Origin of the sequence: Hydrogenophaga luteola (genome assembly GCF_042648585.1) — a bacterium.
In the GTDB taxonomy this organism is placed as follows: domain Bacteria; phylum Pseudomonadota; class Gammaproteobacteria; order Burkholderiales; family Burkholderiaceae_C; genus Hydrogenophaga; species Hydrogenophaga luteola.
The window spans coordinates 684,613-704,301 of record NZ_JBHRXX010000005.1 but is presented as its reverse complement, the minus strand read 5'-3'; the positions used below and the strand labels follow the sequence as shown (position 1 = coordinate 704,301).

The following is a 19,689-nucleotide window of genomic DNA, read 5'->3' as shown; positions in this document are numbered from 1 at the left end:
GCCCGGCGGAGCCGGTTCCACGGCGTGTGCTGGACTGGGGCACGCGCGCCGGCTGCGGATGGGGTGGACGTGTTCCTGACGCGGCGCGATTGCCTGGGCTGGCTCGGTGCGGCGGGCGCGGGGCTTGCGGGCTGCCCGCCGATGACGCGCGACATCCCCGGGGGGTTCACCGGCCCTGACCCGGCGCGCGGTCACCGCTGGCGCGATGCGGCGCTGTCGCAGCCTGCCGAACAGCGCCGAGCCGATGTGCTGGTGCTCGGCGGCGGCATGGCAGGCCTGGCCGCTGCGCGGGCGCTGACCCTGGCCGGGGTCGAGGACTTCGCGCTGCTGGAGCTGGAGTCCGAGGCTGGCGGCAATTCGCGCGCCGCCAGCCTCGGCGGCTTGGCCTGCCCGATGGGCGCGCACTACCTGCCCGTGCCCTCGGACGACGCGCCCGAGCTGCAGGACTGGCTGGAGCAGATCGGCCTGCGCCGCCGTGTCGCCGGCCGCTGGACCTACGACGAGCGCCACCTCTGCCACAGCCCGCAGGAGCGGCTGTACTGGAACGGCGCCTGGCACGACGGCCTGCTGCCGCTGGACGGCGTGGGGGCCGCGACGCTGGACCAGTACCGCCGCCTGAGCCGCCTGATCGACGAGGCCCGGCGCGTCCAGCGCTACGCCATGCCGGCCGTGCGCCTGCCGGTGACGGAAACCGTGCGCGCGCTCTGGGCGCTGAGCTTTGCTCAGTGGCTGGATGGGCACGGTCTGAACGACCCGCACCTGCGCTGGTACCTCGACTACGCCTGCCGCGACGACTACGGCGCCGGCGCGGCGGCGGTGAGTGCCTGGGCGGGCATCCACTACTTCGCCAGCCGCCACGGTTTTCCTGCACCGGGCGAAGACAGCGAGGCCGAACCCCTGCTGACCTGGCCCGAGGGCAACGCCTGGCTGGCGCAGCGGCTGGCGGCGGGGCTGGGCGACCGCCTGCACACGGGGCAGGGCGTGCTGCGCGTGCGCCCGGGACACCATGGCGTGGAGGTCGACAGCGTGTCGCCGGACGACGGGCGGATCATCCGCTGGCAGGCCCGCGCGGCCGTCGTCACGCTGCCGGTGTTCATCGCCCGGCGCGTGGTCGATCCGCTGCCGCCGGTGGTGGCGGCGCGGACGGCCGGTCTTCGCATGGCGCCCTGGGCCGTGGTCAACCTGCGGCTGGACGAAGCCCCGAAAGACCGGGGCGGTGCGCACCCGAGCTGGGACAACGTCACCTACGGCACCACCGGTCTGGGCTATGTGGACGCCAGCCACCAGTCGCTGCAGCGGGTGGCCGGGCCGCGCGTGTGGACCTGGTACCTGCCGCTGGGCGACGAGCCGGACGCGCGCCGAGCCCTGCTGGAAAAGCCCTGGACCCACTGGCGCGACCGCGCGCTGGCCGAGCTGTCGGTACCGCACCCGGACCTGCCGGCGCGGGTGCGTGAGGTGGCGGTGACGCGCTACGGCCATGCGATGGCCATCCCGGCGCCCGGATCGCTGCACGAGGGGCCTTGGCACGACGACCGGCTGGCGTTCGCCCACGCGGACTGGGCCGGTTATTCGGTGTTTGAAGAAGCGTTCACGCGCGGCCACCTGGCCGGGCAACACATCGCGCGCCGGCTGCGCGGCTGAACGGGGGGATCAGGCGGCGGGCGCCGCGCCGCGCTCGACCGAACGCTGCAGCACCTCGCCCGGTTCGAACAGCGCCAGCAGCGCGTCCATCAGCTGCTGCGCGCGCGCCGAATGGTCGGCGCCGAAGTTGCAGACGTACACGTCCAGGCTCACGCTGCGCGACTCGGGCCAGGTGTGCACGCACAGGTGCGACTCGGCCAGCAGCACCGTGGCGGTCACGCCGCCCGGGCCCTGGGGTGTGTCGGGGAATCGGTGGCCCAGGTGCGCCACCGCCTGCAGGCCGCTGGCCTGCACCCGCTGCACGCAGGCGGCCAGCAGGCGCTCGGCGTTGGTCAGCCAGTCCAGATCGCAGCGGCAGCCGCGCAGGTCGGCGGTCAGGTGCAGGCCGTTCACGTCGCTCAGGCGGCGAAGATGGCCTCGGTGCTGGCGAAGCCCTTGACCTCGATCGGGTTGCCAAAGGGGTCGCAGAAGAACATGGTCCACTGCTCGCCGGCCTGGCCCTCGAAGCGCACCTGAGGCGGCAGCACGAAGTCCACGCCCGCGGTGGTCAGGCGGTCGGCCAGCGTGCGCCATTCGGGCAACAGCAGCACCAGGCCGAAGTGCGGCATCGGCACCAGGTGCTCACCCACGCGGCCGGTGCGCGTGGTCTTGAAGGGCTCACCCAGGTGCAGCGAGATCTGGTGGCTGAAGAAGTCGAAGTCGACCCAGGTGTCGGTGCTGCGCCCTTCGGTGCAGCCAAGCAAGCCGCCGTAGAAGCGCCGCGCCTCGTCCAGGTCGGTGACGTGGAAGGCGAGGTGGAACAGGCTTCGGGACGGCAGCGTGGCGGAGGTCATCCGCGCAGGATATCAGCGCTGTGTCGGGTCGGCAGCCTTCTGGTCGAACCTCAGGAAATACTGGCGCGCCATCGCGACCAGCTGGGCATCGGTCGGGTGGTCGCTGTTGACCACTTCGACCACCGCCTTGTCGACTGCGTGCATGTTGTGCTTGCACCAGTCGCGGAATTCGATCTTGGCGTTGGCTGGGCCGGTCAGCAGCACTTCGGACACTCCCTCCAGCGATGCGGCGATGGCCCGGAAGAAGTCCTTGTCGGCGCCGACATGGCCGTGCTTGGGCGTGTGCTGCTGGCGCGCCTTGACGCGCTGGGCTTCAACGTGTTCCCGGTCGAACATCAGCACGTGGGCCTGGCTGTGGTCCATCCAGACGACGGCGTGGAAGGTGGTCATTCAAAGTTCTCCTGAAAAGTGAAGGGAAAAACGAAATCAGTAGCCGGCCGGCCTGGTGGCGCCGCTGGCCTGTTCGGCCTTGTCCTGGCAGCCCACGCAGCGCAGGGCCACCGGGTTGGCGTGCAGGCGAGCGGTGGCGATGGAGGCGCCGCAGTCCACGCACAGGCCATAGCTGCCATCGGCCACGCGCTTGAGCGCCTCGTCGATGGCGACCAGTTCGGCCGACTCGCGCTCTTCCATGGCAAAGGCCAAGTCGCGTTCAGCATCGGCCTGCGCCCAGTCGTCGCTCTCGGTCTCGCGCGCGTTGGCGGCGGCCTCGGCGCGGCCAACCCTGCCGCCTCGCTGCTCCCGCAGCTGCGCCAGCACATCGGCGCGCATCGCCTGCAACTGCTGGCGGAAGGTGTCTGAAACGGGGGTGTTCATGGGATCTCCTCGTGTATGGGTTCGAAGGGTTTGGGTCCTGAAGACCACGGATTCATGGTGCGCTCGACGGTGTGCGGCTGCCTTGATCGGCGTCAAGCCCGCCGCCGTTCAGGCCCGTTGCCAAGGGGAAATCCCCGGCGGAAAACGCGGCATTCCCCCGCAGAATCGACGGTTCACTTTCAAAAATCTGCAGGAGAGACAACGATGTCCGCCATTGACTACAGCCGCTACCAGACCCTCGACATCACGCGCCGCGGTCCAACCGTGGACGGCGTGCCCTCGGTGCTGGACATCCGGATGAAGGCCGAGGGCCCCGGTGGCAACGGCAAGCTGCCGACTGCCGGTCACGAGGGTCACTGGGAGCTGAGCGAAATCTGGCGCGACGTGGGGCGCGACGACTCGTTGCGCTGCGCCGTGCTGCGCGGCAGCGGCATGGGCTTTTCCGGCGGCGGCGACCTCGCCCTGGTGCAGGACATGGCGACCGATTTCGAAGTCCGCACCCGGGTGTGGAAAGAAGCGCGCGACCTGGTCTACAACGTGATCAACTGCGACAAGCCCATCGTCAGCGCCATGCACGGCCCCGCGGTGGGCGCGGGCCTGGTGGCGGGCCTGCTGGCCGACATCTCCATCGCCGCCAAGAGCGCAAAGATCGTCGACGGCCACACCCGCCTGGGCGTGGCGGCGGGCGACCACGCGGCCATCGTCTGGCCGCTGCTGTGCGGTCTGGCCAAGGCCAAGTACTACCTGATGCTGTGCGACCCGATCAGCGGCGAAGAGGCCGAGCGCATCGGGCTGGTCTCGCTGGCGGTGGACGACGACGCGCTGCTGGACAAGGCCTATGAGGTCGCCGACCGGCTGGCCAGCGGGAGCCAGACCGCGATTCGCTGGACCAAGTACTCGCTCAACAACTGGCTGCGCCAGGCCGGTCCGGCCTTCGACACCTCGCTGGCGCTCGAATTCATGGGTTTTGCCGGCCCTGATGTGCGAGAAGGTGTGGCATCCTTGCGCGAGCGGCGCGCGCCTCGCTACGGCGCCGACACCTGACCTCACCCTCCCAGGAGACAGCCATGAGCGACGCCAGCGGATTCGGCAAATTCGTCCCCGGTTTCGAGTTCCTGCAGAACCTCGCGGGGCAGGCCGCCGGCGGCGTCGCGGAGGGCCTGGGCAAGAGCCTGCCGCAGTTGCCCAACCTGGGCCACTGGGTGGCGCCGACCTTCAACGTCGAAGACCTCGAAAAGCGCATCGAGGAACTCAAGGCCGTGCAGTTCTGGCTGGACCAGAACGCCAAGGCGCTGGGGGCCACCATCCAGGCGCTGGAGGTCCAGAAGATGTCGCTGGCCACACTCAAGGCCATGAACTTCAACCTGGGCGATGTGGCCAACGCGCTCAAGGTCAAGGCGGCCGAAACGGTGTCCGGCTTCACGGGCAAGGTGCCGACGCAGTTCGCGGGGCTGGAGATTCCTGAGCGCACCTACGGCAACACCAGCGCGGCGCCGGAGCCTGAAGCCGAGGCGGAGGCCGAAGAGGAAGCCGAGGAAGCGCCTCCCCCACCCCCAGCCAGGAAGCCCCGCAAGGCCACCGCGCCAGCGCCCGAGGCCCCTGTGACCGCGACGGGCGTGGTTGACCCGATGGCCTGGTGGGGTGCGCTGTCGCAGCAGTTCCAGCAGATCGCCAGCACCGCCATGAAGGACATGGCCAGGCAGGGCGCGCTGGACGCCACGCGCAACGTCGCCAGCGGGCTGACCGAGCAGGCGGTGAAGACCGCCACGGGCATGGCCGCGAAGGCAGGCCGCAGCGTGGGCGACACCGTCGGCCGTGCGGCCGGCATGGGCTCGGCGGCGGTGCGCGCCGTGACCGGCGGCTCGTCGGCTCCGAAAAAACCCGCGACGGCCGGCAAGTCCACACCGAAGGCCCGCCGTGCTGTCGCGCCCAAGAAGGTTGCGGCGAAGAAGCCAGCCGCCCAGGCAGTGACCGCAGCGCCCGCACAACCCCTGGGCGCGGGCGACTGGCCCATGCCTACCGCGTTCTTCCCCGGCTTCCTGCCGACGCCCGGCGCGGCCGCCAAGAAGTCGCCAGCGGCCAAGGCCCCTGCGGCCAAGAAGACCGCTGTGCGCAAGACCGCGGCCAAGAAGGCCCCGCGCCGCCGCTGAACTCCGGGAAGGTCTGCCACCACCATGAAGCTGTTCCCCTACGCACACGCGACCCACCCGCAGTGGCGCATGGCCGCGGCCCTGGTGCTCGCCCAGCTGCGCGCACAGATGGCCCTGCCGGCCTACGCCGCCACGCCGTCGCTCGGTCTGCTCTACATCACCGACCACTACGCCGGCCAGGCGCAGGCCATCCTTGACCACCTGAGTGCCGAGCTGCCCGAGATCACCGACTGGTCTGGCACTGTGGGAGTCGGCATCGCGGCCAACAACGTCGAGTACTTCGACGAACCGGCGCTGGCGGTCATGCTCTGTGACCTCAGCCCGGACCAGTACCGCGTGTTCAGCGGCGTGGCGCCGCTGCCGGCCAGCGGCAGCGAACCGTCGGGCTTCGTTGCGCACACCGCGCTGCTGCACGCCGACCCGGGCGCGCACGACCTGGGCGAACTGATCGCCGAAGTGGCCGAGCGTACGCAGTCGGGTTATGTGTTCGGCGGCCTGGTGGGCAGTCGCTCGGCCAGCGTGCAGTTCGCGGCCAGCAGCGCCGGCCACCTGCGCGGCCAAGGGGCAGTGGGCGGCGTGTTCAGTGGCGGCATCAGCGGCGTGGCCTTCGGTCCGGATGTGGAGCTGATCTCGCGCGTGACCCAGGGCGCCCAGCCGATCAACCGCGAGCGAACGATCACCGCGGTCGACGGCAACCTGGTGCTGGAACTCGATGGCGAACCCGCGCTGGACGTGCTGCTGCGCGAACTGGGCGTGTCGCTAGCGCAGCCGCAGCAGGCCATGGAGCGCCTGCGCCGCACCCTGGTCGGGCTGACGCTGCCGCAGCACCGGCCGGCCGATGCGCCCGCGCAGCGCCATGCGCGCGGCCAGTTCGGCCCGGAGGTGATGGTGCGCCACATCATCGGTCTGGACCCGGCCCGCCACGGCGTGGCGGTGGCCGAGCACCCGCCGCTGGGCGCGCGGCTGGCCTTCTGCGAACGACACGCGCAGGCTGCCCGCGCCGACCTGATCCGCGTCTGCAGCGAGATTCGGGAAGAGCTGGAGCCCGAGACCCTGGGCATGGGCTCCAGCATGGTGGCGGACGATCCCGAGCCAGCCGCAGCGCGCCACATCGTCGGCGCCATCTACGTCAGCTGTTCGGGCCGGGGCGGCCTGCACTTCGGTGCGCCCAGCGCCGAACTGCAGATCGTGCGCCGTGCGCTGGGCGACGTGCCGCTGGTGGGCTTCTTCGCCGGTGGCGAGATCGCACACCAGCAGCTCTATGGCTACACCGGTGTGCTGACGGTGTTCACGGCGCCGGCTTGACGGCCGCCTGCCGGGCGCGGGCGCGCTCCAGCGAACGGTTGGCGTCCAGCACGTGCAGGCCGTACATGTCGGCGAACTCGTTGATGTTCTTGCCGCTGGCCTCAAAGGCGCGCAGCAGCGCGTCCTCGCGCGCCGCGCGGGCGCTGACCTCGGCCAGGGCATCGCGGCTGATCTGGTTCACTTCTTCGTCGCGGCCTTGCACCCGCTGCAGGTACTCGTCGGGTGAGAGGCCCGAGGCCTCGTAGGCCTTGAGGATGCGCTGGCGCAGCTTGGGGCGCAGGTCTTCGCGGCTGCGCGCGCCGCGGCGGCGGAACACTTCGATCAGGGCGTGGTGCACCTGCTCGGGCGTCAGTGCCTCCACCGGCTGGCCGGTCAGGTCGTGGCGCTGCTGGCCCGAGGCGATCACCGTGAGGTAGCGGGTGGAGCGTGCGTGCAGCGCCAGCGCCGCCTTCAGGCTGTCCTTCTCCAGCACCCCGGGGTGGGCGGCCAGCAGGTCTTCAAAGATGCCGCGCTTGAGGGGCCTGGGTGTCTCGCCGAACAGGACGGGATGGAGCGTGGCCAGTTGGTCCAGCACCGGGTGCTGGCGAGCAGGCGCTGCCTGGGCTGGCCGCTCGGCGTTGGCCGGGCGCTGCGGGCGCCGGCCGCCATTGCGACCACCGGCATTGCGGCCTTCGCGGCGGCCGTCGTTGCGGCGCGGTGCCTGGGCGGGGGCTGCCGCAGCAGCAGGGGTTGCGGCGGGCGCCGCAGCGGCGTTGTCGGGCGTGTCGTGGTCGGCGGAAGCGGTCATGGCGAAGCAGAAATGAAATAGCCCGGGTTCCGGGCAAGCCCGACATCATGCCAGTACGGGCAAAGGCGGCTTTCAGCGGCGCAGCCGACTGAATGCCTCAAACTCCCAGCTGCGCATCGCCAGCACCAGCGTGTAGCCCTCGCGGTCCTTCTGCGCCAGCTTCTGGTCGGTCTGGTGCTGTTGCGCGAAGTCCTGTGCGACGCGCTGCAGCCGTTCGAGGAACACCGGCGCCAGCGCGCGGCTGACCGAGCCATGCACCAGCATCAGGCCTTCGCCGCTGCCATCGAAGCCGCCCGCGAAATAGTCGAGCAGGGCGTGCTCGCGGAAGTAGTTCATCACCGGGCCGTGCGGCCGCCAGCGGAAGGTCTTGGCCAGCTTCAGGCGGTAGCGGTTGAGCGGTCGCAGCTCGATGATGCCGATGCGGTCGAGCTGCACCAGGTACTTCACGCAGTCCGCCTCGCTCAGCCGGTAGCTCGCGGTCATCTGCTCCAGCGTCCACTGGCTGAGCACGCAGATCGCCACCAGCAGCAGCTTCTTGTCGGCCACCACCGCGCGCTCCTGCTCGGCGCTCATTTCCTTGAGCAGCGGCTGCGCGTCGGCCACGCGGCGCGCCAGTTCGGCGAAGTCGATCTTGAGCGCGCGGCAGATCTCGTCCACCCGCGAGAGCGACATGTCGCCCTTGGCCAGCATGCGCTTGACGCTGGATTCGGCCATGCCCATCGCGGCCGCCAGGTCGGCATAGGTCATCTGCGCGGCCTTGAGTTCCTTCTTGATCGTGCCGACGAGGTCGAGGGTGGTGCTCATGCGGTTCGGGTACCGCATTGCGATACCGGGGGTGAAAAGGAAGGCCACTGTATCGCACCGAGCGACCCGATCCGGTGGGCCACCCGGACACTGCGGCCGCTGTTCCACCCCTTGGAGTTCCCATGCGATTGCCCGCCGTCTCTTCCTCACCCGCCTTCGGGCGCTGGGCCACCGCCCTGCTGCTGCTCTGGCTGCTCGCGCTGACCGCCGGCCCTGCGCTGTCCGAGGCGCTCGGCCTCGCACTCAACGCCCACGGCCACGCCCACCTGCACGCGCACGGTCACCCCTTCGTCGATGCGCGCACCCTGCTGGGCATTCCGAACGCGATGGACGTGCTGACCAACGCGCCGCTGGCCCTGGCGGGCCTCTGGGGACTGCGGGCCTTGCGAGGCCGCCTGCAACCCGGGGCGACGCAGCAGGCGGCCCAGGTGTTCTTTGCCGGTCTGGTGGCCACCGGTTTCGGCTCAGCGGGGTACCACTGGGCGCCCGACGCCCCCGGCCTGGTCTGGGACCGCCTCGGCATGGCCGTGACCTTCTCGGGGGCGCTGGCGCTGGCCGTGGCCGAACGCGTGGGCCAGGCAGCGGCGCGGCAGGCCCTGTGCGTGCTGCTGCCGCTCGCGGTGCTCTCGGCCATCCTGCCGGCGTCCAATGGCAACGTGCTGCCCTGGGCCGTGCTGCAGTTCGGCGGCATGGCGTTCATCGTCTGGCTGGCGCTGCGCAAACCGGTGCCCGGTGCCATCGGCATTCGCCTGGGCGTTTTGATCGGCCTGTACGCGCTGGCCAAGCTGCTGGAGCTGGGCGATGAAACCGTGTTCCGCGCGACCGCCGACACCATTTCCGGTCACAGCCTCAAGCATCTGGTCGCTGCACTGGCGGCCTGGCCCGTCATCGCGGCTCTGAAGCCGCGGCGCCAAGCCCAAGCCCCTGCGAGCCTGCGGCAGAATGCACCGGGCCGCGCTGCGTGAACCCCGCTGCCCAGAGAACACCACTGGAGGAGACCCGAATGTCCACCCCGCAAGCTGCGATCAGCGCCGAGGCCGGCGCACATGACGCCGCCCACAGCAACCAGTTCGCCCTGCTCACGCAGCGCCGCTTCGCCCCCTTCTTCTGGGTGCAGTTTTTGGGCGCCGGCAACGACAACGTCTTCAAGTTCGCCTTCACTGTGATGGTGACCTACCAGCTGCAGGTGCAGTGGCTCGATCCATCGATGGCCGGGCTGGTGATCGGGGCGCTGTTCATCCTGCCCTTCCTGCTGTTCTCCGCCACCAGCGGACAGCTCGCCGACAAGTACCCCAAGGAGGTGCTGATCCGGTTCGTGAAGAACCTGGAGATCGCCATCATGCTGCTGGCCGGCTGGGGCTTCCTGCAGCAGAACGTGCCGGTGCTGCTGGGCTGTGTGTTCCTCATGGGCCTGCACAGCACGCTGTTCGGCCCGGTCAAGTTCGCCTACCTGCCGCAGCACCTCTCCGAGCGCGAGCTCACAGGTGGCAACGGCATGGTCGAGATGGGCACCTTCGTCGCCATCCTGCTGGGCAACGTCGCGGGCGGCCTGCTGATCGCGCTGCCCCTGGTCGGCCCGAGTTATGTCGCCGCCGCCTGCCTGCTGCTGGCCATCGCCGGCCGCGCGCTGGCCCAGGCCGTGCCGGTCTCGCCCGCCACCGATCCCGGCCTGCAGATCAACTGGAATCCCTTCACCGAAACCTGGCGCAACCTCAGGCTCGCGCACGGCAACGTGGTGGTGTTCCGCTCGTTGCTGGGCATCAGCTGGATGTGGTTCTTCGGCGCGGTGTTCCTCGCCAACTTCCCGACTTTCGCGCGCGACACGCTGCACGGCAACGAACAGGTCGCGTCGCTGCTGCTGGTGGTGTTTTCGGTTGGTATCGGCGTGGGCGCGCTGCTGTGCGAGATTCTCAGCCGCCGCCATGTGGAGATCGGCCTGGTGCCGATGGGCGCGATCGGCATGACCGTGTTCTCGGTCGACCTGTACTTCGCCTCGCGCGGCCTGCCGCCGCACACTGTGGCGCTCACGCTCGGCCAGTTCCTGGGCGAGCCGGCGCACTGGCGCGTGCTTGCCGACCTGGCGCTGCTCTCGCTGTTCGCCGGCATCTACAGCGTGCCCATGTACGCGCTGATCCAGATGCGCAGCCAGCCCACGCACCGGGCCCGCATCATCGCGGCCAACAACATCCTCAACGCGCTGTTCATTATCGCCAGCTCGCTGCTGGCCGGCGCGCTGCTCAGTGCTGGGTTTTCGATCAGCGAGCTGTTCCTGGTCATCGGCCTGGCCAACGCGGTGGTCGCGTTCTACATCTTCATGCTGGTGCCCGAGTACCTGCTGCGCTTCGTGGCCTGGATCGCCTCGCGTTTCGTCTACCGCTTCAAGGTCACGGGCGACCTGAACATCCCGACCGAAGGTGCAGCCGTGCTGGTTTGCAACCACGTCAGCTTTGTCGACGCCGTGCTGCTGATGGCCGCCAGCCCGCGCCCGATCCGCTTCGTGATGGACCACCGCATCTTCAAGGTGCCGGTGCTCGGCTGGCTGTTCAAACTCGCCAAGGCGATCCCCGTGGCGCCGCAAAAAGAAGACCCGGCTGCCTACGAAGCCGCGTTCCGCGAATCGGCGCAGGTGCTGCGCGAAGGCGACCTGCTGGGCATCTTTCCCGAAGGCGCGATCACCAAAGACGGCACGCTGCAGCCCTTCAAGGGCGGGATCATGAAGATCCTTGAAACGGCCAAGGCGGATGGCGTGCAGGACGTGACCGTGATCCCGATGGCACTGACCAACCTCTGGGGTTCCTACTTCAGCCGCATCGAACTCAGCGGCGGCCAGCCCACCGCCATGGTCAAACCCTTCCGGCGCGGCCTGTTCAACCGGGTGGGGCTGAATGTGGGGGAGCCGGTGGTGGCCGAGCGGGTGACGCCGGAGGGCTTGCGGGAGCGGGTGGCGGGCTTGCTCTGATAATCGCCAACACCGAAAAAAGGGGGGGGCGTGTCGATCTATCAATTGAAGCCTGCGTTTCAGGGCCTGCTTCGTCCGGGGGTGGTGCGTCTGCATGCGTGGGGCGTGACGGCCAACCAGGTGACCCTGCTGGCGTGCGTGATCTCGGTGGCACTTGGGTTGGGCCTGTTCTTTCTGGCGCCATCGCCGCAGGCCTTTGCGCTGGTTCCGCTGTGGATGTTTCTGCGCATGGCGTTCAATGCGGTGGACGGCATGCTGGCGCGCGAACACGGGCAGCAGACGCCGCTGGGCGCCTTCCTCAACGAGCTCACCGACGTGGTGTCCGACGCCGCGCTGTACCTGCCCTTTGCGCTGGTGCTGCCGGGCCATCCGTTCTGGCTCGGTCTGGTGATCGTGCTGGCCGGGTTGTCCGAGTTCGCGGGTGCGCTGGGCACCACGGTGGGCGCCAGCCGCCGCTACGACGGCCCCATGGGCAAGAGCGACCGGGCTTTCGTCTTCGGCGCGCTGGGGCTGGTGGTCTCGCTGGGCTGGACCATGCCGGGCTGGACGGCGCTGCTGATGCCTTTGCTGGCTGCTCTCGTGGCACTCACCACCGTGCGCCGCGTTCGTTCGGCCCTGGCCGAACGAACCGCTGTTTCTTCGCCATCCAATACAAAAGGGAGTTCATGAACACCAGCCGGCCAGCGCAGGAGCGCCACTTCTCCACCCACGACGGGGTCTCACTGTTCTACCGGCACTGGTCGGCCACGGCGGCACAGCGGCGGGGCGCGGTGCTGCTGTTTCACCGCGGGCACGAGCACGGCGCACGCATGGCGCACCTGGTGGACGAGCTCAACCTGCCCGACTTCGACTTCTTCGCCTGGGATGCGCGTGGTCACGGCCGCTCGCCCGGCCAGCGTGGCCACAGCCCCAGCTTCGCCACCTCGGTGCGCGACGTGCAGACCTTTGTCGATCACATCACCGCCGAGCACGGCGTGGCCGTGACCGATCAGTACGTCATCGCGCAAAGCGTGGGCGCGGTGCTGGTGTCCACCTGGGCACACGACTACGCCCCCGCCATCCGTGGCATGACGCTGGCTTCGCCCGCGTTCAAGGTCAAGCTCTACGTGCCGTTCGCGCGCGCTGGCCTGGCGCTGATGCACAAGCTGCGCGGGCTGTTTTTCGTGAACAGCTATGTGAAGGCCAAGTTCCTCACCCACGACCCCGAGCGCATTGCCAGCTACGAGGCCGACCCGCTGATCTCGCGCCCGATCGCGGTCAATATCCTGTTGGACCTGTATCGCGCGGCCGAGCGCGTGGTGGCCGACGCACAGGCCATCGTGGCGCCCACGCAATTGCTCATCTCGGGTGCCGACTGGGTGGTGCATCACAAGCCTCAGCACCAGTTCTTCGAGCGCCTGGGCAGCGCGGTGAAGGAGAAGCTGGAGTTGCCGGGTTTCTTCCACGACACCCTGGGTGAGCGCGACCGCGCTAGCGCCTTAAGGGCTTTGCGTGCGTTTTTGCTGCGGCAGTTCGACGCACCGGCGGCTCCCGTCAACCTGCTGCAGGCCGACCAGCGCGGCGCCACGGCGGACGAGGCGCGCGCGCTGGCCGAACCTTTGTCACCCCTGTCTCCACGCGGGTTGTACTGGGCCGGCACACGCGCCGGTCTAAAGCTCGGTGGCGTGCTTTCCGACGGCGTTCGCCTGGGGCATGAAACCGGCTTCGACTCCGGCAGCACGCTGGACTACGTGTACCGCAACCAGGCCAAGGGTGTGCCGCTGGTGGGGGCCCTGATCGACCGCGCCTACCTGGACTCCATTGGCTGGCGTGGCATCCGCCAGCGCAAGCTGCACGTCGAAGAACTGCTGCGCGAGGCCATGCAGCGCCTGGCCGCGGCCGGGCGCGAGGTGCGGCTGATGGACATCGCCGCCGGGCATGGGCGTTATGTGCTCGATGCTGTGGCCAGCAGCCCGGTGCCCGTGGCCTCGGTGCTGCTGCGCGACTACAGCGACATCAACGTGCGCGATGGTCAGGCGCTCATCGCGCAGCGCGGTCTGCAGGCCACCGCCCGGTTTGAGGAGGCCGACGCCTTCGACCGCACCCAGGTGGCCAGCGCCACACCACGCCCCACGCTGGTCACGGTCTCCGGCCTGTACGAACTGTTCGCCGACAACGCCATGGTCGGCCGCTCCCTGGCTGGCGTGGCCGATGCAGTCGAGCCGGGCGGCTACCTGGTCTACACCGGCCAGCCCTGGCACCCGCAGCTGGAGATGATTGCGCGCGCCCTCACCAGCCACCGCCAGGGCCAGGCCTGGGTGATGCGCCGCCGCACGCAGGCCGAGATGGATCAGCTCGTGGCCGCCGCAGGCTTCCGGAAGGTCGCGCAGCGCATCGACGAGTGGGGCATCTTCACCGTGTCGCTGGCCGTGCGCGAGGCGGCATGAGTGAATCCGCGATGGTGTCGAACCCAGGCGCGTCGGCCGCCTGGCCGTGGCGGCGCTCCGCCGCCTGGCTGGTTCTGCTGGCACCGCTGTTCTACCTGACCTATGGCCTGGCCAACTGGTGGGCGGTGCAGCGCTGGGCCGCAGGGCAGGTACCCACGGTGGTGTTCGACTGGGAGCGGCACATCCCGTTCTGGAGCTGGACGGTCTTTCCCTACTGGTCGATCAATGCCTTCTACGGCCTGTCGTTGTTCCTGAGCCGCAGCAAGCACCGCATCGACCGCCACGCGGCCCGCCTTCTCACGGCGCAGTTCATCGCGGTGAGCTGCTTTGTGCTGTGGCCCCTGCGGTTCAGTTTCGGACAGCCCGAGGCCCATGGCGCCGCCGGTGTCCTGTTTGCGGCGTTGCGAGGTTTTGACCAGCCCTTCAACCAGGCCCCTTCCTTGCACATCGCGCTGGCCGTCATCCTTTGGGACTGGTACCGGCCGCTGATGCGCAGCGCCTGGCAGCGGGCGCTGCTGCATGTCTGGACCTTCGCCATTTGCGCCTCGGTGCTCACCACCTACCAGCACCACTTCATCGACATTCCCACCGGCGCCTTGCTGGGCGTGTTGTGTGTGTGGCTGTGGCCGCTGGAACGCGAAGTGGCACTGCCTTCGGCGTGGCGCTTGAGCCGGGATGGCCAGCGCCTGAAGCTGGCTGCGCTGTACTTCGCGGGCGCTGCCGGACTGCTGACGCTGGCGCTTGGGTGGGGTGGCGTGGCGCTCTGGCTGGCCTGGCCGGCGGCCTCGCTGGCCGTTGTGGCGCTGAACTACCTGGGGTTCGGCGAGCGGGGGTTCCGCATGGACCGTTCGGGCCACATGCACTGGTCGGCGCGCTGGCTGCTGGCACCCTACCGGCTCGGAGCCGCCCTCAACGCCTGGGCCTGGACGCGCGACTTGCCGCCCCGCGTGGAGGTGGTGCCCGGCGTGTGGCTCGGGCGGCGTCCGAACTACGCCGAATGGCTGGCTGCGGGGCGGCCTGCGCTGGTGAGCCTGTGCGCGGAGCTGCCCTTGCACGCGGCCGTACGGCCGGTGAGCCGCTGCCTGCCCTTGCTCGATCTGGTGGTGCCCAGCCCGGGCCGGCTGCAGCGCGCAGCGCATTTGGTGCAGGCCCAGCGCGGCGCCGGCCCGGGTGGGCCGGTCTGGGTGTGTTGCGCGCTCGGTTTTTCACGCAGCGCCGCGGCGGTGGTGGCCTGGCAGCTGTTGCACCAGGGCGTGCCCGATCTGGCCGAGGCCGAAGCCCGTGCTCGGCGGGCCCGGCCCCAACTGGTGCTGGGGCCGGCCTGGCTGGGCGCCTTGGAACAACTGGCCGCACCGCGGACCGCGGAGAAGACCGGGTGATTCAGCCTCCACTGGACGAACAGGAGCGCGCCGACGCGCTGGTGCTCGCCGCCCTGTTGCGCTCGAGCGTGCGCACCCTGGGCCCGTGGTCCCTGGGCTGGAGCCTGCTCGCTGCGCTGGTGTGCGTGGTCTGGCCGCCGATATCCCTGGTGGGCGCCAGCGGGTGGGCACTGGTGTTGCTGTGCGGTGTGATCGAGCGGTACCTTGTGTTTCGCCTGGCGCTGGACGAGCGCCTGTTCTGTCAACTGGGCCAGGGTCAGATGCCCTGCCTGCAGGCGCTGGACACTTCGCTGGCCCACCTCGGCTTGCGCAAAGAGTCCGTGAGCGAGCACCCGCCAGCCGTGCGCCCGATGGGCGACCGCCTGCGCGGTACCCGCCATCTTCTGCGCTGGCATCTTGTCCTCGTGGTGCTGCAAACCGCTGCAGCCCTGGCCACCCTGTTTTTTTAGGTGTCGAGTGAACCCAGATCCCTCTCCTTCCACGCGCCCGCAGCCGCTCCCCCCCATGGAGCCGGACGGCACTTCGCCGCGCCGGTGGCTGGCAGCGCTGGTCCGGCTGACCATCGTCACCGGGGCCAGCCTGATCACCGGCCTGCGCTCGCTGTGGGGCCGCACGGGCCCCATGGCCAACCAGACCGTGTACTTTGCCAACCACACCAGCCACGGCGACTTCGTGCTGCTCTGGGCCGCGCTGCCGCCCGACCTGCGCACACTCACCCGTCCCGTGGCGGGTGAGGATTACTGGAACACGTCGGCGCTGCGCCGCTTCATCGGCCGCGACGTGTTCAACGCGCTCATGATCCGGCGCGACGCCGCGGGTGGCCCTGGCAGCGGCGACCCGCTGGTGCAGATGGGCACGGCGCTCGCGGCCGGGGACTCCCTGATCATCTTTCCCGAAGGCACCCGCAACACCAGTGAAGAGGTGCTGCTGCCGCTCAAGAGCGGCATCTACCACCTCGCCCGGTCGTTCGGTCATGTGCGTTTCGTGCCAGTGTGGATCGAAAACCTGAAGCGGGTGCTGCCCAAAGGTGCTCTGTTGCCCGTGCCGCTCGCCTGTACGGTGCGCTTTGGCGAGCCGCTGGCCCTGGTTCCCCAGGAAGACAAGCAGCAGTTCCTGCAGCGCGCGCGCCAGGCGCTGCTGGACCTGCGGCCCGAATACGACCGCGAGCCCGAAACCTCAACCCCAGCGCCCTCGGGTCGCGACACCCAGGCACCCGGGAGCGACGCATGAACGCAGACACCTTCGCGGCGCTCTTTACCCCCACGGGCTGGCTGTTCATCGGCGTCACGGGTGTGCTTGTGCTCGCCTCCAGCATCGCCGCCCTGCTCAAGTGGCGTGTGGCCCATGGCGCACCGCACGCCGTCATCGACAACCTGACGTCGCGCATCAACGCCTGGTGGGTCATGGTCGGGTCCATCGGCCTGGCGTTCCTGTTTGGCAAGAACGGCGTGGTCGTGCTGTTCTTCCTGATCTCGTTTTACGCATTGCGCGAGTTCCTGAGTCTGGCCTATACCCGGCGCGGCGACCACACCGCCATGGCCGCGGCTTTCTACCTGGCCCTGCCCATGCAGTACTTCCTCGTCTGGATCGAGTGGTACGGCCTCTATTCCATCTTCATCCCGGTCTACGCCTTTCTGCTGCTGCCCATCCTGGCCGCCACGGGCGGCGACACCCAGCGCTTTCTGGAGCGCGCCTCCAAAGTGCAGTGGGGCCTGATGGTCAGCGTGTTCTGCATCAGCCACGTGCCGGCCTTGCTCACGCTGCCGGTGATCGGGTTTGAAGGCAAGAACATGCTGCTCATTGCCTTCCTGGTGATCGTGGTGCAGGGCAGCGATGTGCTGCAGTACATCTGGGGCAAGCTGCTGGGCAAACGCAAGGTGGCGCCCGTTCTGTCGCCTTCCAAGACCTGGGAAGGCCTCATCGGCGGCGTGGCCAGCGCCACGCTGCTGGGAGCCGCCCTGCACGGCATCACACCGTTCTCACCATTGCAGGCCGCGGGCATGGCGCTGCTGATCTGTCTGATGGGCTTCTTCGGTGGCCTGGTCATGTCCGCCATCAAGCGCGACCGCGGCGTGAAAGACTGGGGCAGCATGATCGAAGGCCACGGCGGCATGCTCGACCGAACCGATTCCGTGATCTTCGCCGCGCCGGTGTTTTTTCATGCGGTGCGGTACTGGTGGGTGCCGTGAGGTCATTGCTGGCGCCATTCATCAAGCACACACCGTCGATCGTCGCGACAATCGTGTTCGGCATTCGTGCATGGAGGGACGTCATTTCCAGGTTCCCTGACCACCACCCATGGGATTCGTTTGTCCCATACCTGTCGCTCGGTTGCGGTCTGGTGGTGATCTGGTTGGGAATGTCGGCGGTCTGTGCTGGAGCCAGGTGGGCGACACACAAGCTTGACTGGGCGCTTCGGTGGGTGGCCTACGTCGTGCTCGTGGCATTGGCGATCGCCGTTCCATTCTTGCTCCTCGTCCCCATGTTTCTCGCCGCCGCAGTTTGCCCGGAAGGCTGCGACGTTGGAGCCAACTGGGACGGTTTCGTGATCTTCTTTGACGCAGCTGTTCCACCCAATCTGGTTTGGTGGCCAGTCATCGGTGCCTTGACGGTTACAGGTGCAGTATGGACGGCCCTCGTCGAGCGAAAGAGCGCCAACAGCCTCGATTGAATTGAGCATGGCGGTTGGGCGGAGAGTATTGAATAACGCACCTGAGAGGTTGATGTATTGATTCCGAAGCAGATGTTTATGGTCTGCTCGGTCGGCTGCTCCCACCATCCGCCCCATGTTCAACAACCCACCGAGGTTTCACATGGTCAGCGGTTCCCGTTCTCCCCTCATCGTGATGCGCGACACCCGCGCCTGGCAGCTCCAGGTCTGGGTCTCGTTCGGGCTGGCGGTCTTTCTCTGCGCCACCGGCCTGGCGTACCTGCCGGGTCAGGCGCTGGACCGGGCGTTCATGGTGATGGGCTATGTGTTCTGTCTGTCGACGGTGTTCGTGCTGGCCAAGGCGGTGCGCGACCAGCAGAAGGCGCTGCGGACCGGTGAGGCCGAGACGCCGATGTGGCGCTTCGTGGTCTGGGGCGGTTTTGCGGTGGCCATGGGTCTGACGCTCTGGGGCCTGCTGCGCATGCAGATCGATGAGACCTACAAGGCCTACCTGGGTGTGAGCTGGCTCTATCTCGTGACCTCGGCGTTCACGCTGGCCAAGACGCTGCGCGACCGCCACGAGGCGGACCTGATCGAAAACCGCCGTGCCGTGGCCCACGTTGAGGAGAAATGAGATGAACCGCATTTTCTTCAAGCAGATGCTGCTGGCCGCCAGCCTGAGCGCGGCCTTGGTGACGGGCCCGGCGCGGGCGCAGAGTGAGGCGTCCCTGGTGCTGTCGGCGTTGCCGGTGGCCTCGGTGGTGGGCGCGGGGTCGGCGGTCGCGGGCAGCGCGACGGCGGTGAGTGTGGTGCCGGCGGCGTTGGCGGTCAGCGGTGCGGTGCTGGTGGTGAAGGCGGTCGAGGTGTCGGCGCGTGGCACGGTGATCGTGCTGGAGCGGGCGTCCGATGGTGCGCGGGCCAGTGTGGAGCTGAGCGGGGGCGCGGCCTCGGGTATGGTGGCCGGCGTCGGAACCGCCGTGGCCGTGAGCGTGATCGGCGCGGGGGTGGTGCTGTCGGCGGCGGGTGAGGTGCTGTGCTTCATCCCGAACGAGCTGGGCCGCGCGCTGCTGCACAACGAGCGGCTGACTTACTGAGGGGCGACCATGAAGAAGACTCTGAATGTTGCTCACCGAGCGCTGACCTTTGCTGTGCTGCTGCTTGGCGCCACCGTCGCCCATGCCGGCCGATCCTGCGAGCAGCGGCCGCTGACGCCGCAGACGCTGACGCAAGGCATGGAGCTGGCGCAGCGCACGGCACAGGCGCTGGACGCCGAGTTCGCGCGCAGCGGTGCGCGGGTGGTGGTGCTGGGCCGTGCGGGGCAGGACCTGGGCAAGTACCAGCTGCGCTACTCGCACCTGGGCTGGGCCTACAAGACGGCCGAGGGGCCGTGGCGCGTGCTGCACAAGCTCAACCAGTGCGGCACCGCCGACGGCTCGATCTACCGCCAGGGCCTGGGCGAGTTCTTCCTGGACGACCTCTGGCGCCACGAGGCGGTGTGGTCGGTGCCGGCACCGCACCTGCAGGCACCGCTGTACGCGCTGTTGAACGACCGCGGCCGCAGCCTGCGTCTGCACGAGCGCGACTACAACATGGTGGCCTACGCCTGGGGCACACGCTACCAGCAGTCCAACCAGTGGGCGATTGAGACGATGGCCATCGCCGCCGAGCCGGGTGTCACCACCCGCGCGCACGCGCAGGCCTGGCTGGGTTTCAAGGGCTACCAGCCGAGCACGCTGCGCCTGGGGCCGCTGACGCGGCTGGGTGCGAGCGCCGGCTCGGCCCACATCCGCTTCGACGACCACCCGAACGACAAGCGTTTCTCCGACCGCATCGAGACCGTGACGGTCGACTCGGTGCTCGACTGGCTGGCGCGCAGTGGCCTGGGCTCGGCGCCGCAGCGGATCGCGCTGTGAGCGGGTTCACAATCGCCTTCAACACAAAA

At 68.9% G+C, this 19,689-nt stretch carries 22 protein-coding genes; 16 read left to right on the top strand and 6 right to left on the bottom strand.

Annotation, left to right across the window (positions count from 1 at the left end):
- Positions 1–141: 141 nt before the first annotated feature.
- Positions 142–1,641, top strand: a complete 1,500-nt coding sequence (locus ACFOPI_RS13475; RefSeq protein WP_382174958.1) for an FAD-dependent oxidoreductase — start codon at positions 142–144, stop codon at positions 1,639–1,641.
- 9 nt (positions 1,642–1,650) lie between these two features.
- On the opposite strand, the gene ACFOPI_RS13470 is transcribed toward ACFOPI_RS13475, so the two are convergent.
- The 4 genes from ACFOPI_RS13470 to ACFOPI_RS13455 are packed head-to-tail and all read right to left on the bottom strand — an operon-like array spanning position 1,651 to position 3,287.
- Complete coding sequence (locus ACFOPI_RS13470) at positions 1,651–2,034, bottom strand: S-adenosylmethionine decarboxylase family protein (RefSeq protein ID WP_382174598.1); 384 nt, start codon at positions 2,032–2,034, stop codon at positions 1,651–1,653.
- A 5-nt stretch (positions 2,035–2,039) separates the two neighbouring features.
- Positions 2,040–2,474: a VOC family protein gene (locus tag ACFOPI_RS13465; protein ID WP_382174596.1), complete on the bottom strand. Its 435-nt coding sequence runs from the start codon at positions 2,472–2,474 to the stop codon at positions 2,040–2,042.
- 12 nt (positions 2,475–2,486) lie between these two features.
- The gene (locus ACFOPI_RS13460) at positions 2,487–2,864 is read right to left on the bottom strand and encodes a hypothetical protein (RefSeq protein WP_382174594.1); all 378 of its coding nucleotides are present in this window, start codon (positions 2,862–2,864) and stop codon (positions 2,487–2,489) included.
- Positions 2,865–2,900: 36 nt separating this feature from the next.
- Positions 2,901–3,287, bottom strand: coding sequence for a TraR/DksA family transcriptional regulator (locus ACFOPI_RS13455; RefSeq protein WP_382174592.1), 387 nt, complete (start codon positions 3,285–3,287; stop codon positions 2,901–2,903).
- A gap of 213 nt (positions 3,288–3,500) precedes the next feature.
- Here ACFOPI_RS13455 and ACFOPI_RS13450 point away from each other — a divergent pair, with 213 nt between their 5' ends.
- The 3 genes from ACFOPI_RS13450 to ACFOPI_RS13440 are packed head-to-tail and all read left to right on the top strand — an operon-like array spanning position 3,501 to position 6,742.
- Positions 3,501–4,331: an enoyl-CoA hydratase/isomerase family protein gene (locus ACFOPI_RS13450; RefSeq protein ID WP_382174956.1), complete on the top strand. Its 831-nt coding sequence runs from the start codon at positions 3,501–3,503 to the stop codon at positions 4,329–4,331.
- Between the two features lie 23 nt (positions 4,332–4,354).
- Positions 4,355–5,437: a PhaM family polyhydroxyalkanoate granule multifunctional regulatory protein gene (locus ACFOPI_RS13445; protein WP_382174590.1), complete on the top strand. Its 1,083-nt coding sequence runs from the start codon at positions 4,355–4,357 to the stop codon at positions 5,435–5,437.
- 24 nt (positions 5,438–5,461) lie between these two features.
- Positions 5,462–6,742 (top strand): FIST signal transduction protein, encoded by a 1,281-nt coding sequence (locus ACFOPI_RS13440; protein WP_382174588.1) that lies wholly within the window; start codon positions 5,462–5,464, stop codon positions 6,740–6,742.
- Here ACFOPI_RS13440 and ACFOPI_RS13435 read toward each other — a convergent pair.
- Together ACFOPI_RS13435 and ACFOPI_RS13430 are read right to left on the bottom strand one after the other, a co-directional pair.
- The gene (locus tag ACFOPI_RS13435) at positions 6,726–7,529 is read right to left on the bottom strand and encodes a ProQ/FinO family protein (protein WP_382174586.1); all 804 of its coding nucleotides are present in this window, start codon (positions 7,527–7,529) and stop codon (positions 6,726–6,728) included. The two genes, ACFOPI_RS13440 and ACFOPI_RS13435, sit on opposite strands and share 17 nt — an antisense overlap.
- Before the next feature lie 72 nt (positions 7,530–7,601).
- On the bottom strand, positions 7,602–8,333 hold the full coding sequence (locus ACFOPI_RS13430; protein ID WP_382174585.1) for a helix-turn-helix domain-containing protein: 732 nt from the start codon (positions 8,331–8,333) through the stop codon (positions 7,602–7,604).
- Positions 8,334–8,455: 122 nt separating this feature from the next.
- Between ACFOPI_RS13430 and ACFOPI_RS13425 the strand changes: the two genes are divergently transcribed.
- From ACFOPI_RS13425 to ACFOPI_RS13370, 12 genes are all read left to right on the top strand, one after another.
- Positions 8,456–9,298: a hypothetical protein gene (locus ACFOPI_RS13425; RefSeq protein ID WP_382174583.1), complete on the top strand. Its 843-nt coding sequence runs from the start codon at positions 8,456–8,458 to the stop codon at positions 9,296–9,298.
- A gap of 38 nt (positions 9,299–9,336) precedes the next feature.
- Positions 9,337–11,292 (top strand): MFS transporter, encoded by a 1,956-nt coding sequence (locus ACFOPI_RS13420; protein WP_382174581.1) that lies wholly within the window; start codon positions 9,337–9,339, stop codon positions 11,290–11,292.
- Positions 11,293–11,322: 30 nt separating this feature from the next.
- Positions 11,323–11,961: a CDP-alcohol phosphatidyltransferase family protein gene (locus tag ACFOPI_RS13415; protein WP_382174579.1), complete on the top strand. Its 639-nt coding sequence runs from the start codon at positions 11,323–11,325 to the stop codon at positions 11,959–11,961.
- On the top strand, positions 11,958–13,718 hold the full coding sequence (locus ACFOPI_RS13410; RefSeq protein ID WP_382174577.1) for a bifunctional alpha/beta hydrolase/class I SAM-dependent methyltransferase: 1,761 nt from the start codon (positions 11,958–11,960) through the stop codon (positions 13,716–13,718). The genes ACFOPI_RS13415 and ACFOPI_RS13410 overlap by 4 nt, the downstream gene beginning before the upstream one ends.
- A complete protein-coding gene (locus tag ACFOPI_RS13405; RefSeq protein WP_382174576.1) occupies positions 13,715–15,097 on the top strand; it encodes a phosphatase PAP2/dual specificity phosphatase family protein in 1,383 nt (460 codons plus the stop codon). Before ACFOPI_RS13410 ends, ACFOPI_RS13405 begins: the two co-directional genes overlap by 4 nt.
- On the top strand, positions 15,094–15,546 hold the full coding sequence (locus ACFOPI_RS13400; protein ID WP_382174574.1) for a hypothetical protein: 453 nt from the start codon (positions 15,094–15,096) through the stop codon (positions 15,544–15,546). Before ACFOPI_RS13405 ends, ACFOPI_RS13400 begins: the two co-directional genes overlap by 4 nt.
- 55 nt (positions 15,547–15,601) lie before the next feature.
- A complete protein-coding gene (locus ACFOPI_RS13395; RefSeq protein WP_382174572.1) occupies positions 15,602–16,327 on the top strand; it encodes a lysophospholipid acyltransferase family protein in 726 nt (241 codons plus the stop codon).
- Positions 16,324–17,286, top strand: a complete 963-nt coding sequence (locus tag ACFOPI_RS13390) for a phosphatidate cytidylyltransferase (RefSeq protein ID WP_382174571.1) — start codon at positions 16,324–16,326, stop codon at positions 17,284–17,286. Before ACFOPI_RS13395 ends, ACFOPI_RS13390 begins: the two co-directional genes overlap by 4 nt.
- Positions 17,283–17,768 (top strand): hypothetical protein, encoded by a 486-nt coding sequence (locus ACFOPI_RS13385; protein ID WP_382174569.1) that lies wholly within the window; start codon positions 17,283–17,285, stop codon positions 17,766–17,768. Before ACFOPI_RS13390 ends, ACFOPI_RS13385 begins: the two co-directional genes overlap by 4 nt.
- 115 nt (positions 17,769–17,883) lie before the next feature.
- The gene (locus ACFOPI_RS13380; RefSeq protein ID WP_382174567.1) at positions 17,884–18,381 is read left to right on the top strand and encodes a YiaA/YiaB family inner membrane protein; all 498 of its coding nucleotides are present in this window, start codon (positions 17,884–17,886) and stop codon (positions 18,379–18,381) included.
- Position 18,382: 1 nt separating this feature from the next.
- A complete protein-coding gene (locus tag ACFOPI_RS13375; protein ID WP_382174565.1) occupies positions 18,383–18,841 on the top strand; it encodes a hypothetical protein in 459 nt (152 codons plus the stop codon).
- A 9-nt stretch (positions 18,842–18,850) separates the two neighbouring features.
- On the top strand, positions 18,851–19,660 hold the full coding sequence (locus ACFOPI_RS13370; RefSeq protein WP_382174563.1) for a DUF2145 domain-containing protein: 810 nt from the start codon (positions 18,851–18,853) through the stop codon (positions 19,658–19,660).
- The last annotated feature ends 29 nt before the right edge of the window (positions 19,661–19,689 follow it).

Excerpts from the sequence above, each read along its gene's own strand:
- ACFOPI_RS13475 (WP_382174958.1), top strand. The coding sequence starts at position 142 with ATGACGCGCGACATCCCCGGGGGGTTCACCGGCCCTGACCCGGCGCGC.
- ACFOPI_RS13465 (WP_382174596.1), bottom strand. The coding sequence starts at position 2,474 with ATGACCTCCGCCACGCTGCCGTCCCGAAGCCTGTTCCACCTCGCCTTC.
- ACFOPI_RS13460 (WP_382174594.1), bottom strand. The coding sequence starts at position 2,864 with ATGACCACCTTCCACGCCGTCGTCTGGATGGACCACAGCCAGGCCCAC.
- ACFOPI_RS13455 (WP_382174592.1), bottom strand. The coding sequence starts at position 3,287 with ATGAACACCCCCGTTTCAGACACCTTCCGCCAGCAGTTGCAGGCGATG.
- ACFOPI_RS13445 (WP_382174590.1), top strand. The coding sequence starts at position 4,355 with ATGAGCGACGCCAGCGGATTCGGCAAATTCGTCCCCGGTTTCGAGTTC.
- ACFOPI_RS13440 (WP_382174588.1), top strand. The coding sequence starts at position 5,462 with ATGAAGCTGTTCCCCTACGCACACGCGACCCACCCGCAGTGGCGCATG.
- ACFOPI_RS13435 (WP_382174586.1), bottom strand. The coding sequence starts at position 7,529 with ATGACCGCTTCCGCCGACCACGACACGCCCGACAACGCCGCTGCGGCG.
- ACFOPI_RS13430 (WP_382174585.1), bottom strand. The coding sequence starts at position 8,333 with ATGAGCACCACCCTCGACCTCGTCGGCACGATCAAGAAGGAACTCAAG.
- ACFOPI_RS13425 (WP_382174583.1), top strand. The coding sequence starts at position 8,456 with ATGCGATTGCCCGCCGTCTCTTCCTCACCCGCCTTCGGGCGCTGGGCC.
- ACFOPI_RS13420 (WP_382174581.1), top strand. The coding sequence starts at position 9,337 with ATGTCCACCCCGCAAGCTGCGATCAGCGCCGAGGCCGGCGCACATGAC.
- ACFOPI_RS13410 (WP_382174577.1), top strand. The coding sequence starts at position 11,958 with ATGAACACCAGCCGGCCAGCGCAGGAGCGCCACTTCTCCACCCACGAC.
- ACFOPI_RS13405 (WP_382174576.1), top strand. The coding sequence starts at position 13,715 with ATGAGTGAATCCGCGATGGTGTCGAACCCAGGCGCGTCGGCCGCCTGG.
- ACFOPI_RS13395 (WP_382174572.1), top strand. The coding sequence starts at position 15,602 with ATGGAGCCGGACGGCACTTCGCCGCGCCGGTGGCTGGCAGCGCTGGTC.
- ACFOPI_RS13390 (WP_382174571.1), top strand. The coding sequence starts at position 16,324 with ATGAACGCAGACACCTTCGCGGCGCTCTTTACCCCCACGGGCTGGCTG.
- ACFOPI_RS13380 (WP_382174567.1), top strand. The coding sequence starts at position 17,884 with ATGTTCAACAACCCACCGAGGTTTCACATGGTCAGCGGTTCCCGTTCT.
- ACFOPI_RS13375 (WP_382174565.1), top strand. The coding sequence starts at position 18,383 with ATGAACCGCATTTTCTTCAAGCAGATGCTGCTGGCCGCCAGCCTGAGC.
- ACFOPI_RS13370 (WP_382174563.1), top strand. The coding sequence starts at position 18,851 with ATGAAGAAGACTCTGAATGTTGCTCACCGAGCGCTGACCTTTGCTGTG.